The sequence below is a fragment of the Uliginosibacterium sp. 31-16 genome (assembly GCF_030730865.1).
In the GTDB taxonomy this organism is placed as follows: domain Bacteria; phylum Pseudomonadota; class Gammaproteobacteria; order Burkholderiales; family Rhodocyclaceae; genus Uliginosibacterium.
Window position 1 is genome coordinate 765,950 of record NZ_JAVALZ010000001.1, and the last position, 19,076, is coordinate 785,025.

Consider the following 19,076-nt stretch of genomic DNA (forward strand, 5'->3'; position numbering starts at 1 on the left):
GCCGGCGCCCCCTATCCACAATGCCTCTCTTCGCTCTCGGTCTGAACCATCACACGGCCCCCGTCGCGATCCGGGAGCAGCTGGCGTTCCCGCCCGGCGCCCTGACGGCGGCGCTGGCAGGGCTGGCCGACAGCCAGGTGGCACGTGAGGCAGCGCTGATTTCGACCTGCAACCGCACCGAGCTGTATTGCCGCACGGATTCGCCCGAGGCCGCTGCGGACTGGCTGGCACGCCAGCGTGGCGTACGTCTGGCCGACATCGCGCCCTACCTGTTCACGCTGCCCGAGCAGGATGCCGTGCGCCACATGTTCCGGGTGGCCAGCGGGCTGGATTCGATGGTGCTGGGCGAGCCGCAGATTCTCGGCCAGCTGAAAGAGGCGGCACGCACCGCCGACGCCGCCGGCACGCTGGGCACCTTGCTGCACAAACTGTTCCAGAAAAGCTTCGCGGTCGCCAAGGATGTGCGCGCCAATACAGCCATTGGCGCCAACGTGGTATCGATGGCCGCCGCCGCGGTACGCCTGTCGGCCCGCATATTTGAAGACATGCGCGACACGCGGGTGCTGTTCATCGGCGCGGGCGAGATGATCGAGCTGTGCGCCAGCCATTTTGCGGGCGCGTCGCCGCAGCGGATGACCGTCGCCAATCGCACGCGCAGCCGCGCGGAGATGCTGGCGGCGCGCATCGGCGCCGACGTGCTGCCCCTGGAGGCGATCGGCGACATGCTGCCGCACTACGATGTGGTGGTGGCCTGCACGGCCAGCCCGCTGCCGCTGATCGGCCGTGGCATGGCCGAGCGTGCACTGAAGGCGCGCCGCCGCCGGCCAATGGTGATGGTGGATCTGGCGGTGCCGCGCGATATCGAGCCGGAAGTGGCAAAAATCTCCGACATTTTCCTGTACACCGTGGATGATCTGGCGCAGATCGTCAGCGCCGGGCTGGAGTCCCGTCAGGCCGCCGTTGATGAGGCCGAGGCGATCATCGGTCAGCAGGTGGAGGACTTCCAGCACTGGCTGGGCCGCCGCGATGCCGTGCCCACCATCCGCCAGCTGCGCGAGCAGGCCGAGACACGCCGACTGGCCGAGCTGGAGCGTGCGCGCCGCCGGCTGGCGCACGGCGACGATCCACAGGCCGTACTCGAAGCACTCAGCCAGCGCCTGACCAACAAACTGCTGCACGGCCCGACCCGCTTCCTCAACCATGCAGAGGGCGACGCCATTGCGCAGGCAGTGGATACCGTGCAACGTGTCTTTCAACTCAATCCATCTTCTCCTGATTCATGAAACCCGGCATCCGCGCCAAACTCGAACAACTGGCCTTCCGCCGCGAAGAACTTGATGGCCTGCTGGCCAGCGAGACGATCACGCAGAACATTGATCAGTACCGCAAGCTCAGCCGCGAACACGCCGAAATCGGCCCGGTCGTGGAACTCTGGCTGGCCTTCCTGCAGGCCGAAGCCGACGAGCGCACGGCACAGGAGATGCTCGCCGACCCGGAGATGAAGGAACTCGGCCAAAGCGAGATCGAAGCCGCCCGGGCAGCCCAGACGCGCATCGAAGCCGAGCTGCAGCTGGCCCTGTTGCCAAAGGATCCGAACGATGAACGCAATCTGTTCCTCGAGATCCGCGCCGGCACCGGTGGAGATGAAGCAGCGCTGTTCGCCGGCGATCTGCTGCGCATGTACACGCGCTATGCCGAGCGCCAAGGCTGGAAGGTGGAGCTGGTCTCAATCAGCGAATCGGATCTGGGCGGCTACAAGGAAGTGATTGCCCGCGTGGTCGGTGCCGGCGCTTTCTCGAAGCTCAAGTTCGAATCCGGCGGGCATCGCGTGCAGCGCGTGCCAGTGACCGAGACACAGGGGCGCATCCACACCTCGGCGTGCACCGTGGCAGTGATGCCCGAAGCGGATGAAGTCGCCGAGGTTCAGATCAATCCGGCCGATCTGCGCATCGACACCTATCGCGCCAGCGGTGCCGGTGGTCAGCACATCAACAAGACCGATTCGGCCGTGCGCATCACCCATATTCCGACCGGCATCGTTGTCGAATGCCAGGACGATCGCTCGCAACACCGCAACAAAGCTCAGGCCATGAGCGTGCTGGCCGCCCGCATCATGGATGCGCGCCTGCGCGAACAACAGAGCAAGGAAGCCGCCACGCGCAAAAGTCTGGTCGGCAGCGGTGACCGCTCGGAGCGCATCCGCACGTACAATTTCCCCCAAGGCCGGATTACCGACCACCGCATCAACCTGACGCTGTACAAGCTGGATGCAGCGATGGAAGGCGAGATCAATGAGCTGATCGACGGTCTGATCACCGAGCACCAGACCGAGCTGCTGGCGCAGCTCACCAACGACGACTGATTTTTTACCTGCAGTACTCAAGGAGATATTTGCATGAAGCGATACCTGAGTCTGGCCACAGCCCTGCTGCTGGCCCTGACCCTCACCGCCTGCGGTGACAAGAACAAGGACGGCTCCACCAACAAGGTGCTGGCCAAGGTTAACGGCAGCGTCATCAGCAGCGAAACCCTGGACTGGCTGCTCAAGGAACAGGTTCCTCCCGGCACGCCGGTGGACGAAGCCCTGCGCACCAAAGCCCGCGACCACCTGATCCAGCGTGAAACCCTGCTGCAAGCCGCCCGCGCGGCCGGGCTGGACAAGGATGCCGACATCAAGCGGCGCATGGAATACATCCGCGACGAACAGCTGGTGAACGCCTACCTGAAAGACTGGAACACCAAGAACCAGGTCAGCGACGCCGATGTGAAAGCCGATTTCGACAAGCGTCTGGCCGAAGCCGGCGACACCGAATACAAGGCCCGCCACATCCTGGTCGAGCAGGAAGCCGATGCCAAAGCCATCATCGCCAAGCTCCAGAAAGGCGCCAAGTTCGCCGACCTGGCCAAGGCCTCGAAAGATCCGGGCAGCGCCGCCACCGGTGGCGATCTGGGCTGGGCTCGTCCGGGCACCTTCGTGCCGGAATTCGCCGCCGCCCTCAAGACGCTCGAAAAGGGCAAGTTCACCACCGAGCCGGTCAAGTCCCAGTTCGGTTACCACGTGATCCTGCTTGAAGACTCCCGCAAGGCCGCGGTGCCCAACCTGGATGCCGTCAAACCCCAGCTGCAGCAAGCCATGCAGCAGGACGCCCTGAAGAAGCACATCGACGATCTCGTCGCCAAGGCCAAGGTTGAATAAGCCCGAAACCGCACTCCCCCGCAGCCTGGGCGAAGCACTCGCCCAGGCGCGCGGGCGCATCGACACGGTCGATGCACGCATCCTGCTGCGCGAAGCCAGTGGCGCCACGGCGGCGCAGCTGATCGCGTTTCCGGAACGTCCGCTGAGCCCGGAAGCGGCACACCGCTATCTGGAATGGCTGGCCCAGCGCGTCGACGGCAAGCCCGTGGCGCACATCCTCGGCCGGCGCGAATTCTACGGACGCCCGTTCCGCGTCAGCCCGGCAACCCTGATCCCGCGTCCCGACACCGAATTGCTGGTCGAACTCGCCTTGCATCAGTTGCAGGGCATCGAGCGCCCGCGCATCCTCGATCTGGGCACCGGCAGCGGCGCCATCGCAGTCAGCCTCGCCCTCGAATGCCCGGGTTCCGAAGTCGATGCGGTGGACTTTTCGCCCGCCGCACTGGAAGTCGCCCAGAACAACGCCATGGCGCTGGGAGCTCGCGTGCGCTTTCACGCCGGCAGCTGGTACGCCCCGCTGGAAGGGCTGCGCTTCAACTGCATCGTCAGCAACCCACCCTATATCGCCGAAGCCGACCCGCACCTCGCCCAGGGCGATCTGCGCTTCGAGCCGCTCAGCGCCCTGGCCAGTGGCCGCAATGGGCTCGCCGACATCGACCAGATCATCGCTCACGCCGACGCGTATCTCGAGGACGATGGCTGGCTGCTGCTCGAACACGGCTACGATCAGGCTGAAGCCGTGCGCGAGCTGCTTGAAGACGCCGGCTTCTGCGGCGTGCAGTCCTGGCGCGATCTGGCCGGCATCGAGCGGGTCACTGGCGGGCATCTCTAGAGCCCGCTCCGGGCAAGGCTCTACAAGAGCCCCTCTCGCCGAAGCGCATCAAGCGGCCTTCTCCATCATGGGTGTCCGCAAAGCCTTGCCAAAAGCGCCTCTTCAGGCCGGCTTTGCGCAAACGGATTAATCCGATAAAATTAGTCGGGTATAGACACCTCGTCCAGAGTGTCATCCAGCCGGAGAACCCCCATGAGCGTCCAAGACCAGATTCATCAGACCGTCACCAGCAACCCCGTCGTGCTCTACATGAAAGGCACGCCCACCTTCCCGCAATGCGGTTTCTCCTCGGCGGCCGCGCAGATGCTCAAGCTCTGCGGCGTGACCCAGTACATGGCCGTGAATGTGCTTGCCGACGACGACATCCGCCAGGGCATCAAGGAATACGCCAGCTGGCCGACCATCCCCCAGCTCTACGTGAAGGGCGAATTCGTCGGCGGCAGCGACATCATGAAAGAGATGTTCCAGTCCGGCGAGCTGCAGAAACTGCTCGACGGCATTACCGGCTGAATCGCTCAGCCGGCATGAAAAAGGCGACCCGCGGGTCGCCTTTTCTCTGCGCCGGACACCGGCTTACTTCGCCTGCTTGACCAGATAATCCACCGCCGCCTTCAGCTCGGCATCGCTCAGCGCCGGGTTGCCACCGCGCGCCGGCATCACGTTCTTGCCCTTGATCGAGCTTGTGTAAAGAACCTCCATGCCCTGCGCGATACGTGGCGCCCAGGCGACCTTGTCACCCGTCTTCGGCGCGCCGGCAGCGCCGGTGTTATGACACGCTCCACACACCGTCTGCACGATCTGCTCGCCAGACTTCGGCGCACCGCCCGCCTCGGGGGCCGCGGCTTCCGGCGCAGCACCTGCCAGTTCAACGCTGCCCACCGGCTGAATCAGCTCCGCCGTCTTCTCCTCATCCACCTTCTGCTTGCCACAAGCCACCAGAGCCAGCACCGCCAGTGCCGGCACAAACAGACGCGCAAACTTGATCATGAGGAGCCTCTCTGCATTCTTTTGCTTGGAAAGGCCGGATTATAGCCAGCTTCGCCCGCCCTGCGCATGGACGCGCCTGCCTCTCATGCAGTATCATCCGCTCCCTCAAGGCCACCGGTTCCCGGTCGCCCCACGCATCCGTAGCTCAGCTGGATAGAGTACTGCCCTCCGAAGGCAGGGGTCGGACGTTCGAATCGTCTCGGATGCGCCAGAATTCATAGCCCGGCAAGGGCGCCAGAAAGTTCGTGCCCGCCGGGCCGGACTATTCCCCCGTCAGCCCCGCTGCGCCGCCATCACCGCAATCTCCACCCGCCAGCCCGGCTTCGCCAGCCGCACCACCTGCACACAGGCCCGCGAAGGCGCACAGCCCGCAGGCAGCCATTCCTCCCACACCGCGTTCATCCCGTCGTAGTCCGCCATGTCGACCAGATAGATCGTCGCCATCAGCAGGCGTTCCTTGCCCGATCCGGCCGCGTTCAGATTGTTTTCCAGCAGGGTCAGCATACTCGCCGTCTGACTGCGGATGTCGCCGGTTTCTTCGGCAGGCACCTCCACCGCATGCACCAGACCATTGAAAAGCGTGGCATCGGCGTAACGGGCTGCGGGATTCAGGCGGGTGATGTCGGTGCTCATTTCAGGCTTTCAAAGAAGGGGGCTGGAGAGGCGCATGGGGCGCGGCTCTTGCGGCAGGATACTCGAAGAGGCAGGCAGGACACGGGTCTGCGGGCAAGGGTATGTAGGCTGGTTAGCGCAGCGTAACCCGCCGTTTCATTGCGCAACGATTGCTGCGCGGGTCAATGACCCGCCCTACAAAACTATATGTCCGTGTGTAATACAACAACGCTGAACGAAAAAATGATGAAGAACCACGCGAACCAACTAACCAGCAAATCTTCACGAAAAGAGAAGTGACGGCGGTTTTCCCAGTAGCGGCGAAACGGAGCCCCAAACTGCTTGAAGGCAAACAGACCGCGAGGTTCACGCGTCATCCACCAAAGGAACAAACGCAGCGGCCATGACGGAGAACTCGTATCGCCCGAAATGACCGTGGCAAAACCGAGAACAAGACCCGCACCCAATGCGGCCAGACCGACCCAGGCAATGTTCGGGATGAGCGACAAGTCCATTTCTAACGCTCTTCCTGTACTTGTGTGAGGATCTTGCCAAACCCCTCCACCCCCATAAACCCAATCACCCTCTTGTCCTTGATCTCCTTGCCGGCTGGCGCGAAGAACAGAATCCCCGGCGGGCCGAAAAGGCCGAAGCGCTTGAGCAGTTCGCGGTCGGCCGGGGTGTTGGCGGTCACGTCGGCCTGCAGCAGGGTGAAGCCGGCGAGCTGGGCGGCGATCTTCGGGTCTTTGAAGGTCTGCTCTTCCATTTCCTTGCAGGTCACGCACCAGTCGGCGTAGAAATCCAGCATCACTGGCTTGCTGCTGGCGGCGATGCGGGCATCGAGCTCGGCGCTGCTCTTGATGCGCTCGAAACGCGGGGCGGTGTTCTCGCAGGCGTTCGCCGCCGTGCAGCCGGTCAGACCTGAGAGAGGCTGGAGCGGGTTGCGGCTGCCGGCCAGCGCTCCGATGAGGATAGCGCCGCCCGCCAGCAGCAGGACGATGCCAATGGCCTTGAAGGCGCGCAACGAGGCGTGCGCCTCCGCTGGCAATGAATCAAGCGCGCGCAGGAAGACGCCCCCGGTAATCAGCAGCGCGGCCCAGCCGAACATGGGCAGGATCGGCGGCAACACCGGGGCGATCAGGTACAGCGCGGTGGCAAGCAGGGTCAGGCCGAAGAAGCGTTTCACGCCTTCCATCCACGGCCCCGGTTTGGGCAGGAAGCGCCGCGCGGCGACGCCGATGAGAATCAGCGGGGCGCCCATGCCCAGGCCCAGCATGAACAAGGCCAACCCGCCGAGCACGGCGTCGTGCGTCCGGGCGATGTAGAGCAAAGCGCCGGCCAGCGGGGCGGCCACGCAGGGGCCGACGATGAGCGCGGAGATGGCTCCCATGAGTGCCAGCTGGCGCGCCGAGCCGCCGTGGTGGTGGGCGCTGGCGGAAAGTGTGTGCTGCCAGCGCGCGGGAATCTGCAACTCGTACACGCCGAACATGGCCAGCGCGAGGATCACGAAGAGCAGCGCGAAGGCGCCGAGCACCCACACGTTCTGCAGCCAGGCGGACAGCAGTTGGCCGGAGAAGCCGGCCGCCACACCCGCCAGCGCATAGGTGACGGCCATGCCAAGCACGTAAGCACTGCACAGCACGAAGGCGCGGGCGTGGCTGATCTTGTGGCCATGGCCGACGATGATGCCGGAGAGGATCGGCAGCATCGGCAGGGTGCAGGGCGTGAAGCTCAGGAGCAGACCGAAGCCGAAGAAACTCAGTGCGATCAGGAACAGGTTGCCGCCGGCAAGCAGGCTGGAGACCCGCTCCTGTTCTGGTTCTTCAGCCTGCATGCCGGAAGGCCGGCTGCTGGCGGGGTTTTCCAGCACGGGGGCCTGTTCAGGCCCGTCCAGTGCGGCGATCAGGGATGATCCGGGTTTGGTGCTGCCCGGCAGGGCGCTGCTCATGTTGGCGAGTTTGAGCTCGACCGGGATTTCGCTGGGCGGGTAGCAGATGCCGAAATCGGCGCAGCCCTGATGGCTGACGACGAGGATGAGCGGACCGTTCTTCGCCTCGCTCGCCGGCCGCACCAGCGGCAAGGTCAAACGCAGGGCATCGCGGTAGATCTGCTGTTTGCCGAAGAATTTGTCTTCGTGATCGAGTCCGGCGGGCAGCTCATAGGCGCCGAGCGACTCGCCGGACTCGAGCTTGAAGCCGAGCTTGTTGCGATACAGGTAGTAGCCGGGCTCGATGGCAAAACGCACTTCGATGGTCTGCTCGTCGAGCAGGCTGGCGGCGAGCCGGTAGGCCTGCTCGGGCGGCAAGGGTTCGGGCGACGCGGCGCAGGCGAAGCCGCTGAAGCACAGCAGGGCGATGAGCAGAAAGCGTTTCATGCGTCGGCAGTCTCTTGTACAAGCCAGTCCAGATACGCCGGCAGGCCGGCGGCAATGGGCAGGGCAATGATTTCAGGAACCTCGTAAGGGTGCAGCGTGCGCAGCGCGGCTTCGAGCCCGGCGTAGCGCGCGGCCGTGGTCTTGATCAGCAGCGGCACCTCGGTCGCCTGCTCGATCTTGTCTTGCCAGCGATACACGGACTGGCACGGCGCGAGGATGTTGACACAGGCGGCGAGCCGGCGTTCCACCAGTGTCTGTGCAATCTGCGCGGCGCAGTCTGCATCCGGGGTGTTGCACAGAACAAGCAGGGCGGTGGCGGGCATGTCATCAGGGGCACAAGAGGAACGCCCAGTTTACCCGCATCACGGCACAGCATGGGTGGCTGGCGAACCGCGCCGGACGGGCGTTTGCCAAGCCCCTGCCCGGCAGGCCGCAGCTCGCTTGCCTGCTGGCTCAGACGGGCTGGACAGCCCCGTCAGGCGCCACTTTCGGCAAGGTGAGGGTGAAGCAGGCGCCCTGCCCCGGCTGGGAATCAACCGAAATGCTGCCGCCCAGCAGGGTCGTGGTCAGACGATAGACGATGGCCAGGCCAAGCCCGGAGCCGCCCTGGCCGAGTCGCGTGGTGAAGAAGGGATCAAAGATGCGCCCCAGATGTTCATCGCGGATGCCCTGCCCGTCGTCGCGCACCACAATCTGCAGGGAATCGGCGTCCAGCTCGCAGGCATGCACCTGGACGGTACCGCCAGCCGTGTCCGCCAGGCCATGCAGCACAGCGTTCTGTACAAGGTTGCTGATGATCTGACCCAGCGGGCCGGGATAACTGTCCATGCGGATGCCGGCAGGCAGGTCGCAGATCAGCTTGATGGGCTTGAAACGCAGCATCGGACGCAGGGTATTGATCACGCTGTCCAGCGTTTCGGCAAGATCGAACGGACGACGACGCTCCGAGGTCTGGTCGACGGCGACCTGCTTGAAGCTGGCAACCAGCTCGCTGGCGCGCTGCAGGCTGCTGGAAGCAAGTGAGGCGCCCTGCTCCTGCTCGGCGATGAAATTCTGCAGCGCCGAGCGGGTGATCGTCTCGCCATCAAAATTCAGGGACATTTCGCGGGCCCGCTCCTGCAGGCTGCTAACCACGGTGAGGGCGTTGCCGATGGGCGTATTCAATTCATGCGAAACACCCGCGACCATGGAGCCCAGTGAGGCCATGGTTTCGGAATGCACGAGTTCGTCCTGCGTGCGCTGCAGGATATCGACGGTATTGGCCAGCGACTGGTTGGCTTCAGCCAGACGCTGGGTCCGCTCGGCAACCCGTTCTTCCAGCCGGGCATTGAGCTGCTTGAGCGCTTCTTCCGCTTCACGCCGTGCGGTGACATCCACGAAGGCCGCGAAAATGCATTTGTGGCCGTCGAACAGGATGGTTTCACAATTGGCCACGAAGTGCCGGATGCTGCCGTCGCGCAGGCGGAAACGCACCAGCTGATTGCTGGTGCGGCCGCTCTGACGAAACTCGGCAACCCAGGCGTCGCGCTCGGCGGGCGTGACCCAGATGCCGATCTGGGTGGCGGTCTTGCCCGCAACCTCATCCTTGCTCCAGCCCGAGAGCTTTTCCCAGGCCGGGTTGACGTCGAAGTAGGCGCCATCAGCCAGCAAGGTAATGCTGACGGGAACCGGGTTCAGGTAGAAGAAAATTGAAAATTTCTCGCGTTCCAGCCGGAGCTCCTGCAAACGCATGGCCAGTTCGCCACCGGCGTGCTCCTGACGTGCATGCTGCCTGCGCATGGCAGCCGCCAGATAGGCGGCAACAACGCCTCCGACAACGATGCAGAAGCTGTAAACGACCCAGTACTGGAAAGGGGAGCGCGGCAGCTGGGTGGCCCAGAAGTGCTGATCGAGCAGCGCCATGCCGCTTAGCGTAACCAGCAGGACACTGCACAGGATCAGGGTATGGCGGGTGCTGGTCACCCAGGCGCACAGGATGACAATGAGCGGAAGCGTCGTTGCGATCGGGCTGCGGATGCCGTTGACCAGCAGACACTTCAGGCCGACCAGCACGACCAGACCCCACAGGAAAAGCGCCATGGCAAGCTTGACCTGCTGACGCTGCAACAACCACAAGGCACCAAAGCCGATGGACAGGATCGCCGCCGGAAACAGGCCGATCTGAAGCGCGGGCGTATCAGCCGCCAGATTGCCGGCCAGACTCAGAGGGAAACCCAGCCCGATGAACAAGCACAGCACGATGCGGATCAGCCGCAGGTCCGCGTCGATCAGCGCAGCATCCGCCCCGGGCATGGCGGCAGCAAGTGGCGCAGCATCAGTCGGAATGGGTTCAGGCACGGCACCTTCCTTGAGCGGGACCCCTGCATTGTCGTCCTGCGCATGGGCGCGACAATGCAGGTGCCCGTAGGGGTGCGTTTCCCTCGCGGGGAATTCAGCGCAACAGGCGACGACGCATCAACACCCGCGCGATGGCAACACCACACAAGGCATAGCTCAGCAGCACCAGCACGTGCAGCCACAGCCCGCTCACCTCGCCGTGCAGCAAGAGTGGCCGGATAGCGCCAATCGCATGCCCCAGCGGCAGCACCAGTGCGGCCCCCTGGATGAAGGCCGGCAACTGTTCCAGCGGGAAGAACACCCCGCAGAGCATGGCCATCGGGCTGATGAAAAGCGTAAACCAGTACATGAAAAAGTCATAGCCCGGCGCCAGCGAGGTGGCGATGAAACCGATGCCGGCAAAGCACAGACCGGTCAGCAGCACCAGCGGCAGAGCCATCAGGGCGTGCTGCCAGGAGGCCAGACCGAACACGGTGATGACCAGCAGGATGGCACTGCCCGAGAACAGGGATTTGGTCGCCGCCCACAGCACCTCGCCGATCAGCACATCATCCAGTGACAGAGGCGCGTTCATGATGGCCTCCCAGGTCTTCTGCTGGTGCGCACGGGCGAAACCGGAATACAGCGCCTCGAACGTGGCCGCGTTCATGGTCGAGAAAGCCACGGTGCCAGTCGCCAGAAAACTGATGTAGCTCACCCCTTGCACCTGCGGCAGCAGCGCACCGAGCCCCAGCCCCAGCCCCAGCAGATAGATCAGCGGATCGGCCAGATTGCCCAGCAGTGAGGGAATCGCCAGCCGGCTCCAGACCTTGAGATTGCGCTGCCATACCGCCAGCGCGCGACGTGGAGAAAGATCGAGGGGAACGAAGAGCTTACTCATCACGCATCTCCCGTCCCGTCAGTTTGAGGAATACGTCTTCCAGATTGGCCGGGCGGTGCAGGTAGCGCAGCCCCCCTTGCGCAGCGAGGTGGGCAAGGAGCACATCGGCATCCTGAACGTAGCAGAAGGCGGTCTCGCCGCTGACTTCGAAGCGGCTGGAAAACTGCGCGGCATGGGTCGCCGCCCAGGCGGCCGCGCCCCCCTCATGACCGGCCCACTCGCCAAAGACTTCAACAACCTGAGGCTCGATATGCTCGGCAATCACCTCCCGCGGAGTGCCCATGGCGATGATCTGACCACGGTCGAGAATCGCGATGCGGTGCGCGAGGCGCTCGGCCTCATCCATGAAATGGGTCGTCAGCAGCAGCGTCTTGCCCTGAGAAATGAGCCCCTTGAGGCGATCCCAGATCAGATGGCGGGCCTGCGGATCAAGGCCGGTGGTGGGCTCATCCATGATCAGCAGATCAGGATTGGCCACCAACGCGCGCGCCATGGTGAGGCGACGTTTCATGCCACCGGAAAGTGTCGGCACCTTGGCATCGGCCTTGGCCTCCAGCCCGGCAAAAGCCAGCAGATCGGGAACGCGTGCCCTGGCCGCTGTCGCCGGGATGCCGAAATAGCGCGCGAAAACAAGCAGGTTCTCGGTGACGGTGAAGTCCGGATCCAGGCTGTCGTTCTGCGGCACCACGCCAACGCGAACGCGTGCCTCGCGCGCACGCGCCGGAACCGGCAAGCCGCACAACTCGATGCGGCCGGCGCTAGGTTCGGTGTGCCCGAGCACGCAGCGCAGGGTGGTCGTCTTGCCGGCACCATTCGGCCCGAGCAGTGCAAAGCACTCGCCGGGCTGAAGCTGGAAGCTGATGCCCCGGACGACTTCGGTTGCGCCGTAGGATTTATGCAGGTCGGTGACGGTAAGCGGCATCTCAGGGTTTTCTTTGTGAGGCTGAATTCAGGGGGCCATCCTGTTCGATCGTTTGCTTGTCCAAACTGATACGCGCTAGCCGCAATTCGCCTTTTCGCGTGTAGAGCAGCATTGCGTGCCGTGGCGAATCGTGGGCGATGACGACCTTGTTAATCTCACCGGTGAAGGGCATCAGGGCCTTGAGTTGATGGCCTTCTGCGTCCGACAGGGCAAGGACGGCCTCATCGTCATCGCCAAAGCGGTTGTCACCGCTGGTATCGCGGTCGACGATGAGATAAAGCACCGCCACAGGGGCTTTTGCTGCGCGCCCTGTTGTCTCCTCGCGAGTCCCTAGTTCGATGGTCTGTCGGATCAGTCCGGGCGCTTGCCCCCGCAGCCACCAGCTTTGGCGGCTGAGTGTATCGACGAACAGATAGTCGCGTACGCGTGGCCCGTGTTTGTAACCGCTCAAGTGGTCACTACGGCCATCACTCTCAAAGCGAGCACGAAGCACAGGTCTGGTCGGGATGATTTCAAACTGTGAGAGTAGCTCTATCGCAACAGGCGCGTCGTCGCCTGCGGAGACGACTGATGATTGAGCCTTTTGCGTGTTGAACGGATTCGGAATTTCGCGGATCAGTGCGATGCCAATCAGGGCTAAAGCCCCCAGGCCAATGAGCAAAATCACCAGTGCATTGAAACGCCAGGCATACAGGAAGAAACGGCGAGTGCGATTCATCTCAAACCACCGGAACCGTTTGTGCAAAGCTCGGGCGCTCAAGCAGACGGGCAGTGTGAGCGGCGAGCAGGGGGCGGCCAGCACGCCAATCGTAAGCGGGGAAACGGAAGTCGATCCAGGCGAGGCCGCAGGCGCTGGCGATGTCAGCACGACTGAAGCTGCCGCCGTGCAGCCACTCCTTGCCGTGCAAGCGAGCTTCCAGCACGTCCAGTCCGCGCTCGACCTTGCCGCGCTGACGCTCGATCACGCCGACATCCTGCTTGTCGGTGCTGCGACGCGTTTCAAGCAGCCACACCACCGCTGCGTCGGTGATGCCATCCGCAAGGGCTTCGAGCTGTTTCACCCGCAGGGCTTCAAGTGCATCGGCCGGCAGCGTGGGAGCATAGACTCCCAAGGTCTCAAGATAGTCGGCGATGATCGGCGAGTCGAAAAACACCTCGGCCTCATCCGTGACCAGAGCGGGCACCTTGCCCAGCGGGTTGAAGTCGGCCACATGATTGCCCGGTTCCCAGGGCGGGTCATTCACGAACTCGAAAGGGATGCCCTTCTCAAGCAACAGCACGCGGATCTTGCGTACATAGGGGCTGGTCAGCGAGGCGATGAGTTTCATGATGTCACTCCGGTAGGGGATGAATGTCTGAAGAGCCGCATGCAACCTTGGTCTGCAGCCCGGATGCTTGAAAAAGTCCGCTGCAGGCGGGTCTCCGGCATGCCTGCCTGAAGAAGCCCGCCACTAGTGGCATTCGCAGGAGGAGCGATTGATGATGTCTTTCAGGCAATGCAGACGACCGTGAAAGAAATGATCAGCCCCGGGCACGACAACCACCGGCACATCAAGCGGCTCTGCCCAGGCAAGCACATTTGCCAGCGGTACGGTTTCATCTTTCGAGCCATGAATCACCAGCGTGTCGGGCCCGACGGCTTCGGTATTGTACTGACGCGCACCTTCGACAAAACCGGCGGCGGTGCCAATGAGGATCAGGCGTTTGGCCGGGCTGCCCGCTTCGGCCAGACGCTTGGCAACGCGGGTCTGCACGAAGGCACCAAAAGAGAAACCCGCCAGCACGGTCGGGCGGTAAGCGTCGAGGTTCCAGCGGTTGTGCGCCCAGTCGAGCACGGCGAGCATGTCTTCCGTCTCGGCGCCACCATTGTCGTGGGCGCCTTCCGACTTGCCGACACCCCGGAAATTCGGGCGCAGGGCAACATAGCCGAGATCACGCAGGGTCCGGGCCAGGGTATGGGCAACCTTGTTGGTGTTGGCGCCGCCAAAAAGAGGATGCGGATGGCAGACGAGGGCAATCCCGCGCGGGCTGGCGGCCGCATCGACCAGCAATTCGATCTGACCGTCGGGTCCGTTGATCAGGAGTGATTCGACAGGCATGGGCTTCATACTTTCAAGCGTTCCACGATACGGTCGTTCTGCAGGTGCTCACGGATGATTTCGTCGATATCTTCCTTGTCGACGAAGGTATACCAGGTGCCCTCGGGATAGACCACCAGGACCGGTCCATCGTCACAGCGCCCCAGGCAACCGGATTTATTGATGCGGATATTGCCGGCACCACTGAGCCCCAGAGCCTTGATCTGCTCCTTGGCATAGGTTTGCAGATCACTGGCGCCGTGATTGTTGCAGCAGCTGTCGGGGGCCGCCCGCTGGTTGCAGCAGACGAAGACGTGATGTTTGAAGTACGGGTTCATGGCTGGGGGCTGCCTGTTCGGGTTGGTGCCCAATTATAGGCGGAGGTCTGCCTGAAGGTCCGGCTTTCGATCCCGTAAAACCCTCAGGCCCTGTTACTCTGCAGACTCTTCACTGTATGGTCGCGAACTGTGAAATACGCCCTGATTGCGGATCTGCACGGTAACCTCGAAGCGCTCTACGCCATTCTTGCCCACGCCGGTGCACAAGGCGTGGGACGTTACGTTTTTCTGGGCGACATCGTGGGTTACGGCCCTGATCCGGAGCCCGTGCTGGAGCTGTGCCGGCACATGGTAAGCACTGGCGATGCCCTGGCCGTACTGGGCAATCACGATGCCGCGGCATGCGGCCGGGACTCGACCTCGAACATGAATGAAGCTGCACGCGCGGTCATCGAATGGACCCGCAGCAAGCTCAAGCCGCGTCATCAGCAATGGCTGGCAAGTTTGCCTCTGGTGTTGCAGCGCGATCGCATGACCTGGGTCCACGCATCCGCTCTGCGCCCGGAAGCGTGGACGTATATCGACACGTCGCGCCAGGCACGGCTGAGCTTGCGGGAAGCCGGTTCAACCTGGGTGTTCAGCGGACATGTGCACGATCCGATGCTCTATTACACCTGTCCTGACCAGCGCGTACCGGGAGTCCGGCTGGTTGAGCGCCGCAGCATTCTCTTGAATCCACGCCGCTCCTGGCTGGCTATCGTGGGCTCTGCCGGCCAGCCCCGCGACGGCTTGCCGGGCGCACGCTATGCCGTGTTTGACCGGAGCCGCTACCTGTACACAAGCTATCGGCTCGCCTACGACTTTGCCGCCACCGCAGCGAAAATCCGCGCAGCTGGGCTGCCTGAACGACTGGCCCACCACATAGAAGGTGTCCTGCTCCCCGTGCCCCGGGCCATCAGGCGCTGAGCAGCCAGGCATCAACGGCACGGCGCAGCGCATCAAGCGACACGGGCTTGGTGATGTAGTCGTTCATGCCAGAGGCCAGCGCGACGTTGCGGTCGTCACTCATTGCATCGGCACTGACGCCAACAATGCGTGTTGCCAGTCCTTCCCTGCGCAATTCACGGGTAGCACACAACCCGTCCATCTCCGGCATGTGTGTATCCATGAAGATGACGTCATACACAGCAGTCCGACAGGCTGCGAGGGCTTCAAGCCCATTACGTGCCGTGGTGATGTGCTGCGCTCCGAGCTTCTTGAGAAGGTTGTTCAGCACCATGATGTTGATGGTGTTGTCCTCCACCACCAGGATACGTGCGTGGGCAGGCACCAGTACGTCGTGCTCCGTTGCAGGCGCAGCTGACTCGCTCTGCATTTCCGCTTGCTCCATGCAGATCTCGAACCAGAATTCGGCCCCTTGCCCCACCTCGCTGCGCACGCCAATCTGCCCTCCCATCAATTCACACAACATGCGGCAGATTGACAGGCCCAGCCCCGTTCCTCCGAAGCGACGCGTAGTACTCATGTCCGCCTGTTCGAAGGGGGTAAAGATATGTGCCTGCTTGTCGGGCGGGATACCGATGCCGCTGTCGTGAACCGCAAAACGCAGCCGGACCTGAGCCTCCTGCCGCGACACCTCCCGGACACTGACGCGGATACAGCCCTGCTCTGTAAATTTGAACGCATTCCCGATCAGATTGACCAGAATCTGACGCAAGCGGACCGGATCACCCAGCAGACAGTCAGGCGTACCCGGAGCTATCTCGCACTGATAGTCGAGATTTTTGCTGCGCATCTGGATGGCAAACAGACGCCCGAGATCCCCAAGCAGATCACCAATGCGGAAACGGGTTCTCTCCAGCTCCAGTTTTCTCGCCTCGATTTTCGAGTAATCAAGAATATCGTTGATGATGGCAAGCAAGGCTTCGCCAGAGCTGCGCATGGTGCTTACATAATCGCGCTGCTCGGCATCCAGAACAGTGGTTTCAAGCAATTGCGCCATGCCGATGATTCCATTCATCGGGGTGCGTATCTCGTGCGACATCATGGCGAGAAACTCGCCCTTGGCGCGACTGGCAGCCGTCGCCGCGTCACGCGCGGCAATCAAATCCTGTTGCGCAATGTGCCGCTGCGTCACGTCGGTAAAACAGTACACACGCCCAATGATCTGCTCACCATGACGTGCCGGACGCGATTTGCACTCAAACATGCGACCATCCGCCAGCGCCAGCGTGTCGAAAGCCTCACCATCCTCATCCGTCCCCACTTCATTGATACGTTTTGCATACCATACCGGGTCAGCCAGCTGGTTAACAATGAAGTGAATGAGCCGCTTGTCTTCATGACGCAACAGCAGGTCGTCAGGAATCCTCCACATCTGGGAGAACCGCCGGTTCATGTTGCTGATCTGGCCGTGACGATCCCGCACCATGATGCCGTCAGCAGTCGCCTCCAGTGTGGCTCGCAGCTGCGATGTCATCATCGCAAGCTCTTCTTCCGCCTGTTTCTGGTGAACGATGCTGCGCGCCCGGATCACGATCCAGCCCGGACCTCCTGACTCCCGGAATACACTTTTGGAGGTTGCGAGCATTTCACCATCCGCGCACTGATACATGCCTTCAGCATCAATCAGCTCCGGGTTTCCGCCGTTGCGAACCTCCTCCCAGAAAAACACATCAGACAAGGCGCACTCGATGTCTGTAATCGGTTTTCCAATCAAATCATCCTGCGGGTAGCCCAGCAACTGCAAGGCTGCGGGATTGGCGGCACGGATTTCGAGAGACCCCGGATCTACCAGCAGCAGGATTTCGCTGGCAGCGGCGAGCAGCGCGATCTCCGGCGCCGTGTGGCTCATTTGTGTCCTCCGCCTTGTGCGGTATCCGCATCAAAGAAATAGGTCACCCGTTTGCGCGGGCTCAGATAGTCATACACCGCCGCAGGAAGCTGGATCGGGCGGATGGCCTTGCTGATATTGATTTCCGGCTCCTGCTCCAGATCGAGCATGATGGCTTCTTCCTTGGGAACTTCCGGATCGTAGACCACAACCCAGGGCCGCAGCGGTTTCTGCGGATTGACCGACTGGACCAGCGCCAGAGCGTCATTCGATAATTTGACGATGCTGCCCGGCGGATAGACCCCCAGACAGCGAATCATCAACTGCAGCACTTTCGGGTCAAATTTGTTTCGCCGTTGCGCGAACATCAGCGACAGGGCTTCGTGCGGCGTGAACGCCTTGGCAAGATCAACCGGATTACACAGATTGTCGTAAAAGTTCACCATCGAGATGATTCGCGCCAGGCGATGTATCGCCTCTCCCTTGAGTGACTTGGGATAACCCGAACCATCCATCATCTCGTGATGCTGATAAATCACCAGCTGAACCGCTTCGGGCAAACCTGCCCGCTGCGCAATACGGACCCCGTATTCGCAGTGCAGCTTACGCAGTTCTATCTCGGCATGCGTCAGCTCTTCCGGATTTTTTTTGAGCACCCGGTCAGGAATCTCCATCAGACCGATGTCGTGCATCAGTGCGCCCAAACCCAACAGGCGCCCTTCTTCAAGCGAGACGCCCAGCTCCTTGGCCAGCATCATCGACAGGATCGAGGTGTTCAACCCGTGGTAATACACCTCCTCACCCCCCGCCTTTTCCCCCATGACATGGAGGGTCAGCTCCGGAGCATCAAGAAAGGCCCGGGCCATCTGATCGACGAGCTCGCCAACCTCCTCCAGACATTCTTTCGGTCGGGACATCAAGCCACGGTTGATGTTCCGCATGATGCCTGCGGCCTTGATGAAGGCTTTTTCAACATTGCCGATTTTCTCGCGTCGCTCCTTCAAGCGCTCGACACGTTCGCGCTTGGCCGCCAGCGCGGGATCATCCTGAATCAGTACCGAAACAGGTTCTGGTGCAGACACTTCCATTGCTCCGACAGCCACCGAGGACGGGAATGCAGAAGCATCACTACGATCCGGATCATAGCGAAACCTCTTCACGCCAAGCCCGCGCAAAGTCCTGATCTGATCGGCAGACCGGATCTTGAAATTGTTGAAGCTGAACGGATGACTGAACCAGGGCAAGTCGACAAATACGTACAACCCAAGACATAACTGTTCCGGGCTGACGTAGTAACTCTGATTCTGCTCTTCACAGTTCATGATATGGGTCTGCACGCAAATGGTCGGACTCTTACATTATCGGCAGCACCGGCAGGCAATTGAGTCAGTCCTCACAGGAGAAGCGACTTCAACTAAAGTGTACGCATACTCTGGATCAATCTCTTCACAGTGCTTGCATTCAGGGCAAGCTTTGTCTAGAATGCTTGGCTCGATGGCCTGGTAGCTCAGTTGGTAGAGCAGCGGATTGAAAATCCGCGTGTCGGTGGTTCGATTCCGCCCCAGGCCACCAGAGAATTCCCAGCAAAAAGCCCTGTCCGTGCAGACAGGGCTTTTTGTTTTCTACGGCGCCAAATTCCACCTCCCCATGGAGCCCAATCAAACGGCCCGTGCCGTACGATCACAATCTCCACACGCTCCAGCGGGTCGCCTTTGTTATCTCGAAGCCCTAAAATGCGAAGACTGCT

The 19,076-nt window shown here is 62.1% G+C and carries 20 protein-coding genes and 2 tRNA genes; 8 read left to right on the forward strand and 14 right to left on the reverse strand.

Going from position 1 to position 19,076, the window contains the following annotated elements:
• The first annotated feature begins 20 nt into the window (after positions 1-20).
• From hemA to grxD, 5 genes are all read left to right on the forward strand, one after another.
• Entirely contained in the window at positions 21-1,283 is a 1,263-nt protein-coding gene (gene hemA / locus Q9Q94_RS03520; RefSeq protein ID WP_305978632.1) for a glutamyl-tRNA reductase, read from the forward strand.
• Positions 1,280-2,362 (forward strand): peptide chain release factor 1, encoded by a 1,083-nt coding sequence (gene prfA, locus Q9Q94_RS03525; RefSeq protein WP_305978633.1) that lies wholly within the window; start codon positions 1,280-1,282, stop codon positions 2,360-2,362. Before hemA ends, prfA begins: the two co-directional genes overlap by 4 nt.
• Before the next feature lie 33 nt (positions 2,363-2,395).
• Entirely contained in the window at positions 2,396-3,196 is an 801-nt protein-coding gene (locus Q9Q94_RS03530) for a peptidylprolyl isomerase (protein WP_305978634.1), read from the forward strand.
• Positions 3,189-4,028: a peptide chain release factor N(5)-glutamine methyltransferase gene (gene prmC, locus Q9Q94_RS03535; protein ID WP_305978635.1), complete on the forward strand. Its 840-nt coding sequence runs from the start codon at positions 3,189-3,191 to the stop codon at positions 4,026-4,028. The genes Q9Q94_RS03530 and prmC overlap by 8 nt, the downstream gene beginning before the upstream one ends.
• Positions 4,029-4,220: 192 nt before the next feature.
• Positions 4,221-4,538 (forward strand): Grx4 family monothiol glutaredoxin, encoded by a 318-nt coding sequence (grxD, locus tag Q9Q94_RS03540; protein ID WP_305978636.1) that lies wholly within the window; start codon positions 4,221-4,223, stop codon positions 4,536-4,538.
• Positions 4,539-4,601: 63 nt separating this feature from the next.
• On the opposite strand, the gene Q9Q94_RS03545 is transcribed toward grxD, so the two are convergent.
• On the reverse strand, positions 4,602-5,015 hold the full coding sequence (locus tag Q9Q94_RS03545) for a cytochrome c5 family protein (protein ID WP_305978637.1): 414 nt from the start codon (positions 5,013-5,015) through the stop codon (positions 4,602-4,604).
• A gap of 134 nt (positions 5,016-5,149) precedes the next feature.
• Between Q9Q94_RS03545 and Q9Q94_RS03550 the strand changes: the two genes are divergently transcribed.
• Positions 5,150-5,226: transfer RNA gene (locus tag Q9Q94_RS03550), tRNA-Arg, on the forward strand.
• A gap of 62 nt (positions 5,227-5,288) precedes the next feature.
• Here the strand turns inward: Q9Q94_RS03550 and Q9Q94_RS03555 are convergent.
• The 11 genes from Q9Q94_RS03555 to Q9Q94_RS03605 form a co-directional block, all read right to left on the reverse strand.
• Complete coding sequence (locus tag Q9Q94_RS03555) at positions 5,289-5,648, reverse strand: RidA family protein (RefSeq protein ID WP_305978638.1); 360 nt, start codon at positions 5,646-5,648, stop codon at positions 5,289-5,291.
• 182 nt (positions 5,649-5,830) lie between these two features.
• Positions 5,831-6,142 carry a hypothetical protein gene (locus Q9Q94_RS03560; RefSeq protein ID WP_305978639.1) on the reverse strand — a complete coding sequence of 104 codons (312 nt, stop codon included), beginning with the start codon at positions 6,140-6,142 and terminating at the stop codon, positions 5,831-5,833.
• A gap of 2 nt (positions 6,143-6,144) precedes the next feature.
• On the reverse strand, positions 6,145-8,001 hold the full coding sequence (gene dsbD, locus Q9Q94_RS03565) for a protein-disulfide reductase DsbD (protein WP_305978640.1): 1,857 nt from the start codon (positions 7,999-8,001) through the stop codon (positions 6,145-6,147).
• Positions 7,998-8,324, reverse strand: a complete 327-nt coding sequence (cutA, locus tag Q9Q94_RS03570; protein WP_305978641.1) for a divalent-cation tolerance protein CutA — start codon at positions 8,322-8,324, stop codon at positions 7,998-8,000. The genes dsbD and cutA overlap by 4 nt, the downstream gene beginning before the upstream one ends.
• Positions 8,325-8,454: 130 nt before the next feature.
• Positions 8,455-10,338 carry a PAS domain-containing sensor histidine kinase gene (locus Q9Q94_RS03575; protein WP_305978642.1) on the reverse strand — a complete coding sequence of 628 codons (1,884 nt, stop codon included), beginning with the start codon at positions 10,336-10,338 and terminating at the stop codon, positions 8,455-8,457.
• A 94-nt stretch (positions 10,339-10,432) separates the two neighbouring features.
• Complete coding sequence (locus Q9Q94_RS03580; RefSeq protein WP_305978643.1) at positions 10,433-11,218, reverse strand: ABC transporter permease; 786 nt, start codon at positions 11,216-11,218, stop codon at positions 10,433-10,435.
• Positions 11,211-12,140, reverse strand: a complete 930-nt coding sequence (locus Q9Q94_RS03585; protein WP_305978644.1) for an ATP-binding cassette domain-containing protein — start codon at positions 12,138-12,140, stop codon at positions 11,211-11,213. Before Q9Q94_RS03585 ends, Q9Q94_RS03580 begins: the two co-directional genes overlap by 8 nt.
• A 1-nt stretch (position 12,141) precedes the next feature.
• Positions 12,142-12,858, reverse strand: coding sequence for a hypothetical protein (locus tag Q9Q94_RS03590; protein ID WP_305978645.1), 717 nt, complete (start codon positions 12,856-12,858; stop codon positions 12,142-12,144).
• A 1-nt stretch (position 12,859) separates the two neighbouring features.
• Complete coding sequence (locus Q9Q94_RS03595) at positions 12,860-13,468, reverse strand: glutathione S-transferase (RefSeq protein WP_305978646.1); 609 nt, start codon at positions 13,466-13,468, stop codon at positions 12,860-12,862.
• Between the two features lie 123 nt (positions 13,469-13,591).
• The gene (locus tag Q9Q94_RS03600) at positions 13,592-14,248 is read right to left on the reverse strand and encodes an alpha/beta hydrolase (RefSeq protein WP_305978647.1); all 657 of its coding nucleotides are present in this window, start codon (positions 14,246-14,248) and stop codon (positions 13,592-13,594) included.
• On the reverse strand, positions 14,245-14,556 hold the full coding sequence (locus tag Q9Q94_RS03605; RefSeq protein ID WP_305978648.1) for a ferredoxin: 312 nt from the start codon (positions 14,554-14,556) through the stop codon (positions 14,245-14,247). Before Q9Q94_RS03605 ends, Q9Q94_RS03600 begins: the two co-directional genes overlap by 4 nt.
• A 129-nt stretch (positions 14,557-14,685) precedes the next feature.
• On the opposite strand from Q9Q94_RS03605, the gene Q9Q94_RS03610 reads away from it, so the two are divergent.
• Positions 14,686-15,462: a metallophosphoesterase gene (locus Q9Q94_RS03610; protein WP_305978649.1), complete on the forward strand. Its 777-nt coding sequence runs from the start codon at positions 14,686-14,688 to the stop codon at positions 15,460-15,462.
• Here the strand turns inward: Q9Q94_RS03610 and Q9Q94_RS03615 are convergent.
• Together Q9Q94_RS03615 and Q9Q94_RS03620 are read right to left on the reverse strand one after the other, a co-directional pair.
• Complete coding sequence (locus Q9Q94_RS03615; RefSeq protein ID WP_305978650.1) at positions 15,452-17,350, reverse strand: PAS domain-containing hybrid sensor histidine kinase/response regulator; 1,899 nt, start codon at positions 17,348-17,350, stop codon at positions 15,452-15,454. The two genes, Q9Q94_RS03610 and Q9Q94_RS03615, sit on opposite strands and share 11 nt — an antisense overlap.
• The gene (locus tag Q9Q94_RS03620; RefSeq protein ID WP_305978651.1) at positions 17,347-18,651 is read right to left on the reverse strand and encodes an HD-GYP domain-containing protein; all 1,305 of its coding nucleotides are present in this window, start codon (positions 18,649-18,651) and stop codon (positions 17,347-17,349) included. The genes Q9Q94_RS03615 and Q9Q94_RS03620 overlap by 4 nt, the downstream gene beginning before the upstream one ends.
• Before the next feature lie 174 nt (positions 18,652-18,825).
• Here Q9Q94_RS03620 and Q9Q94_RS03625 point away from each other — a divergent pair.
• Positions 18,826-18,901: transfer RNA gene (locus tag Q9Q94_RS03625), tRNA-Phe, on the forward strand.
• Positions 18,902-19,076 lie beyond the last annotated feature (175 nt).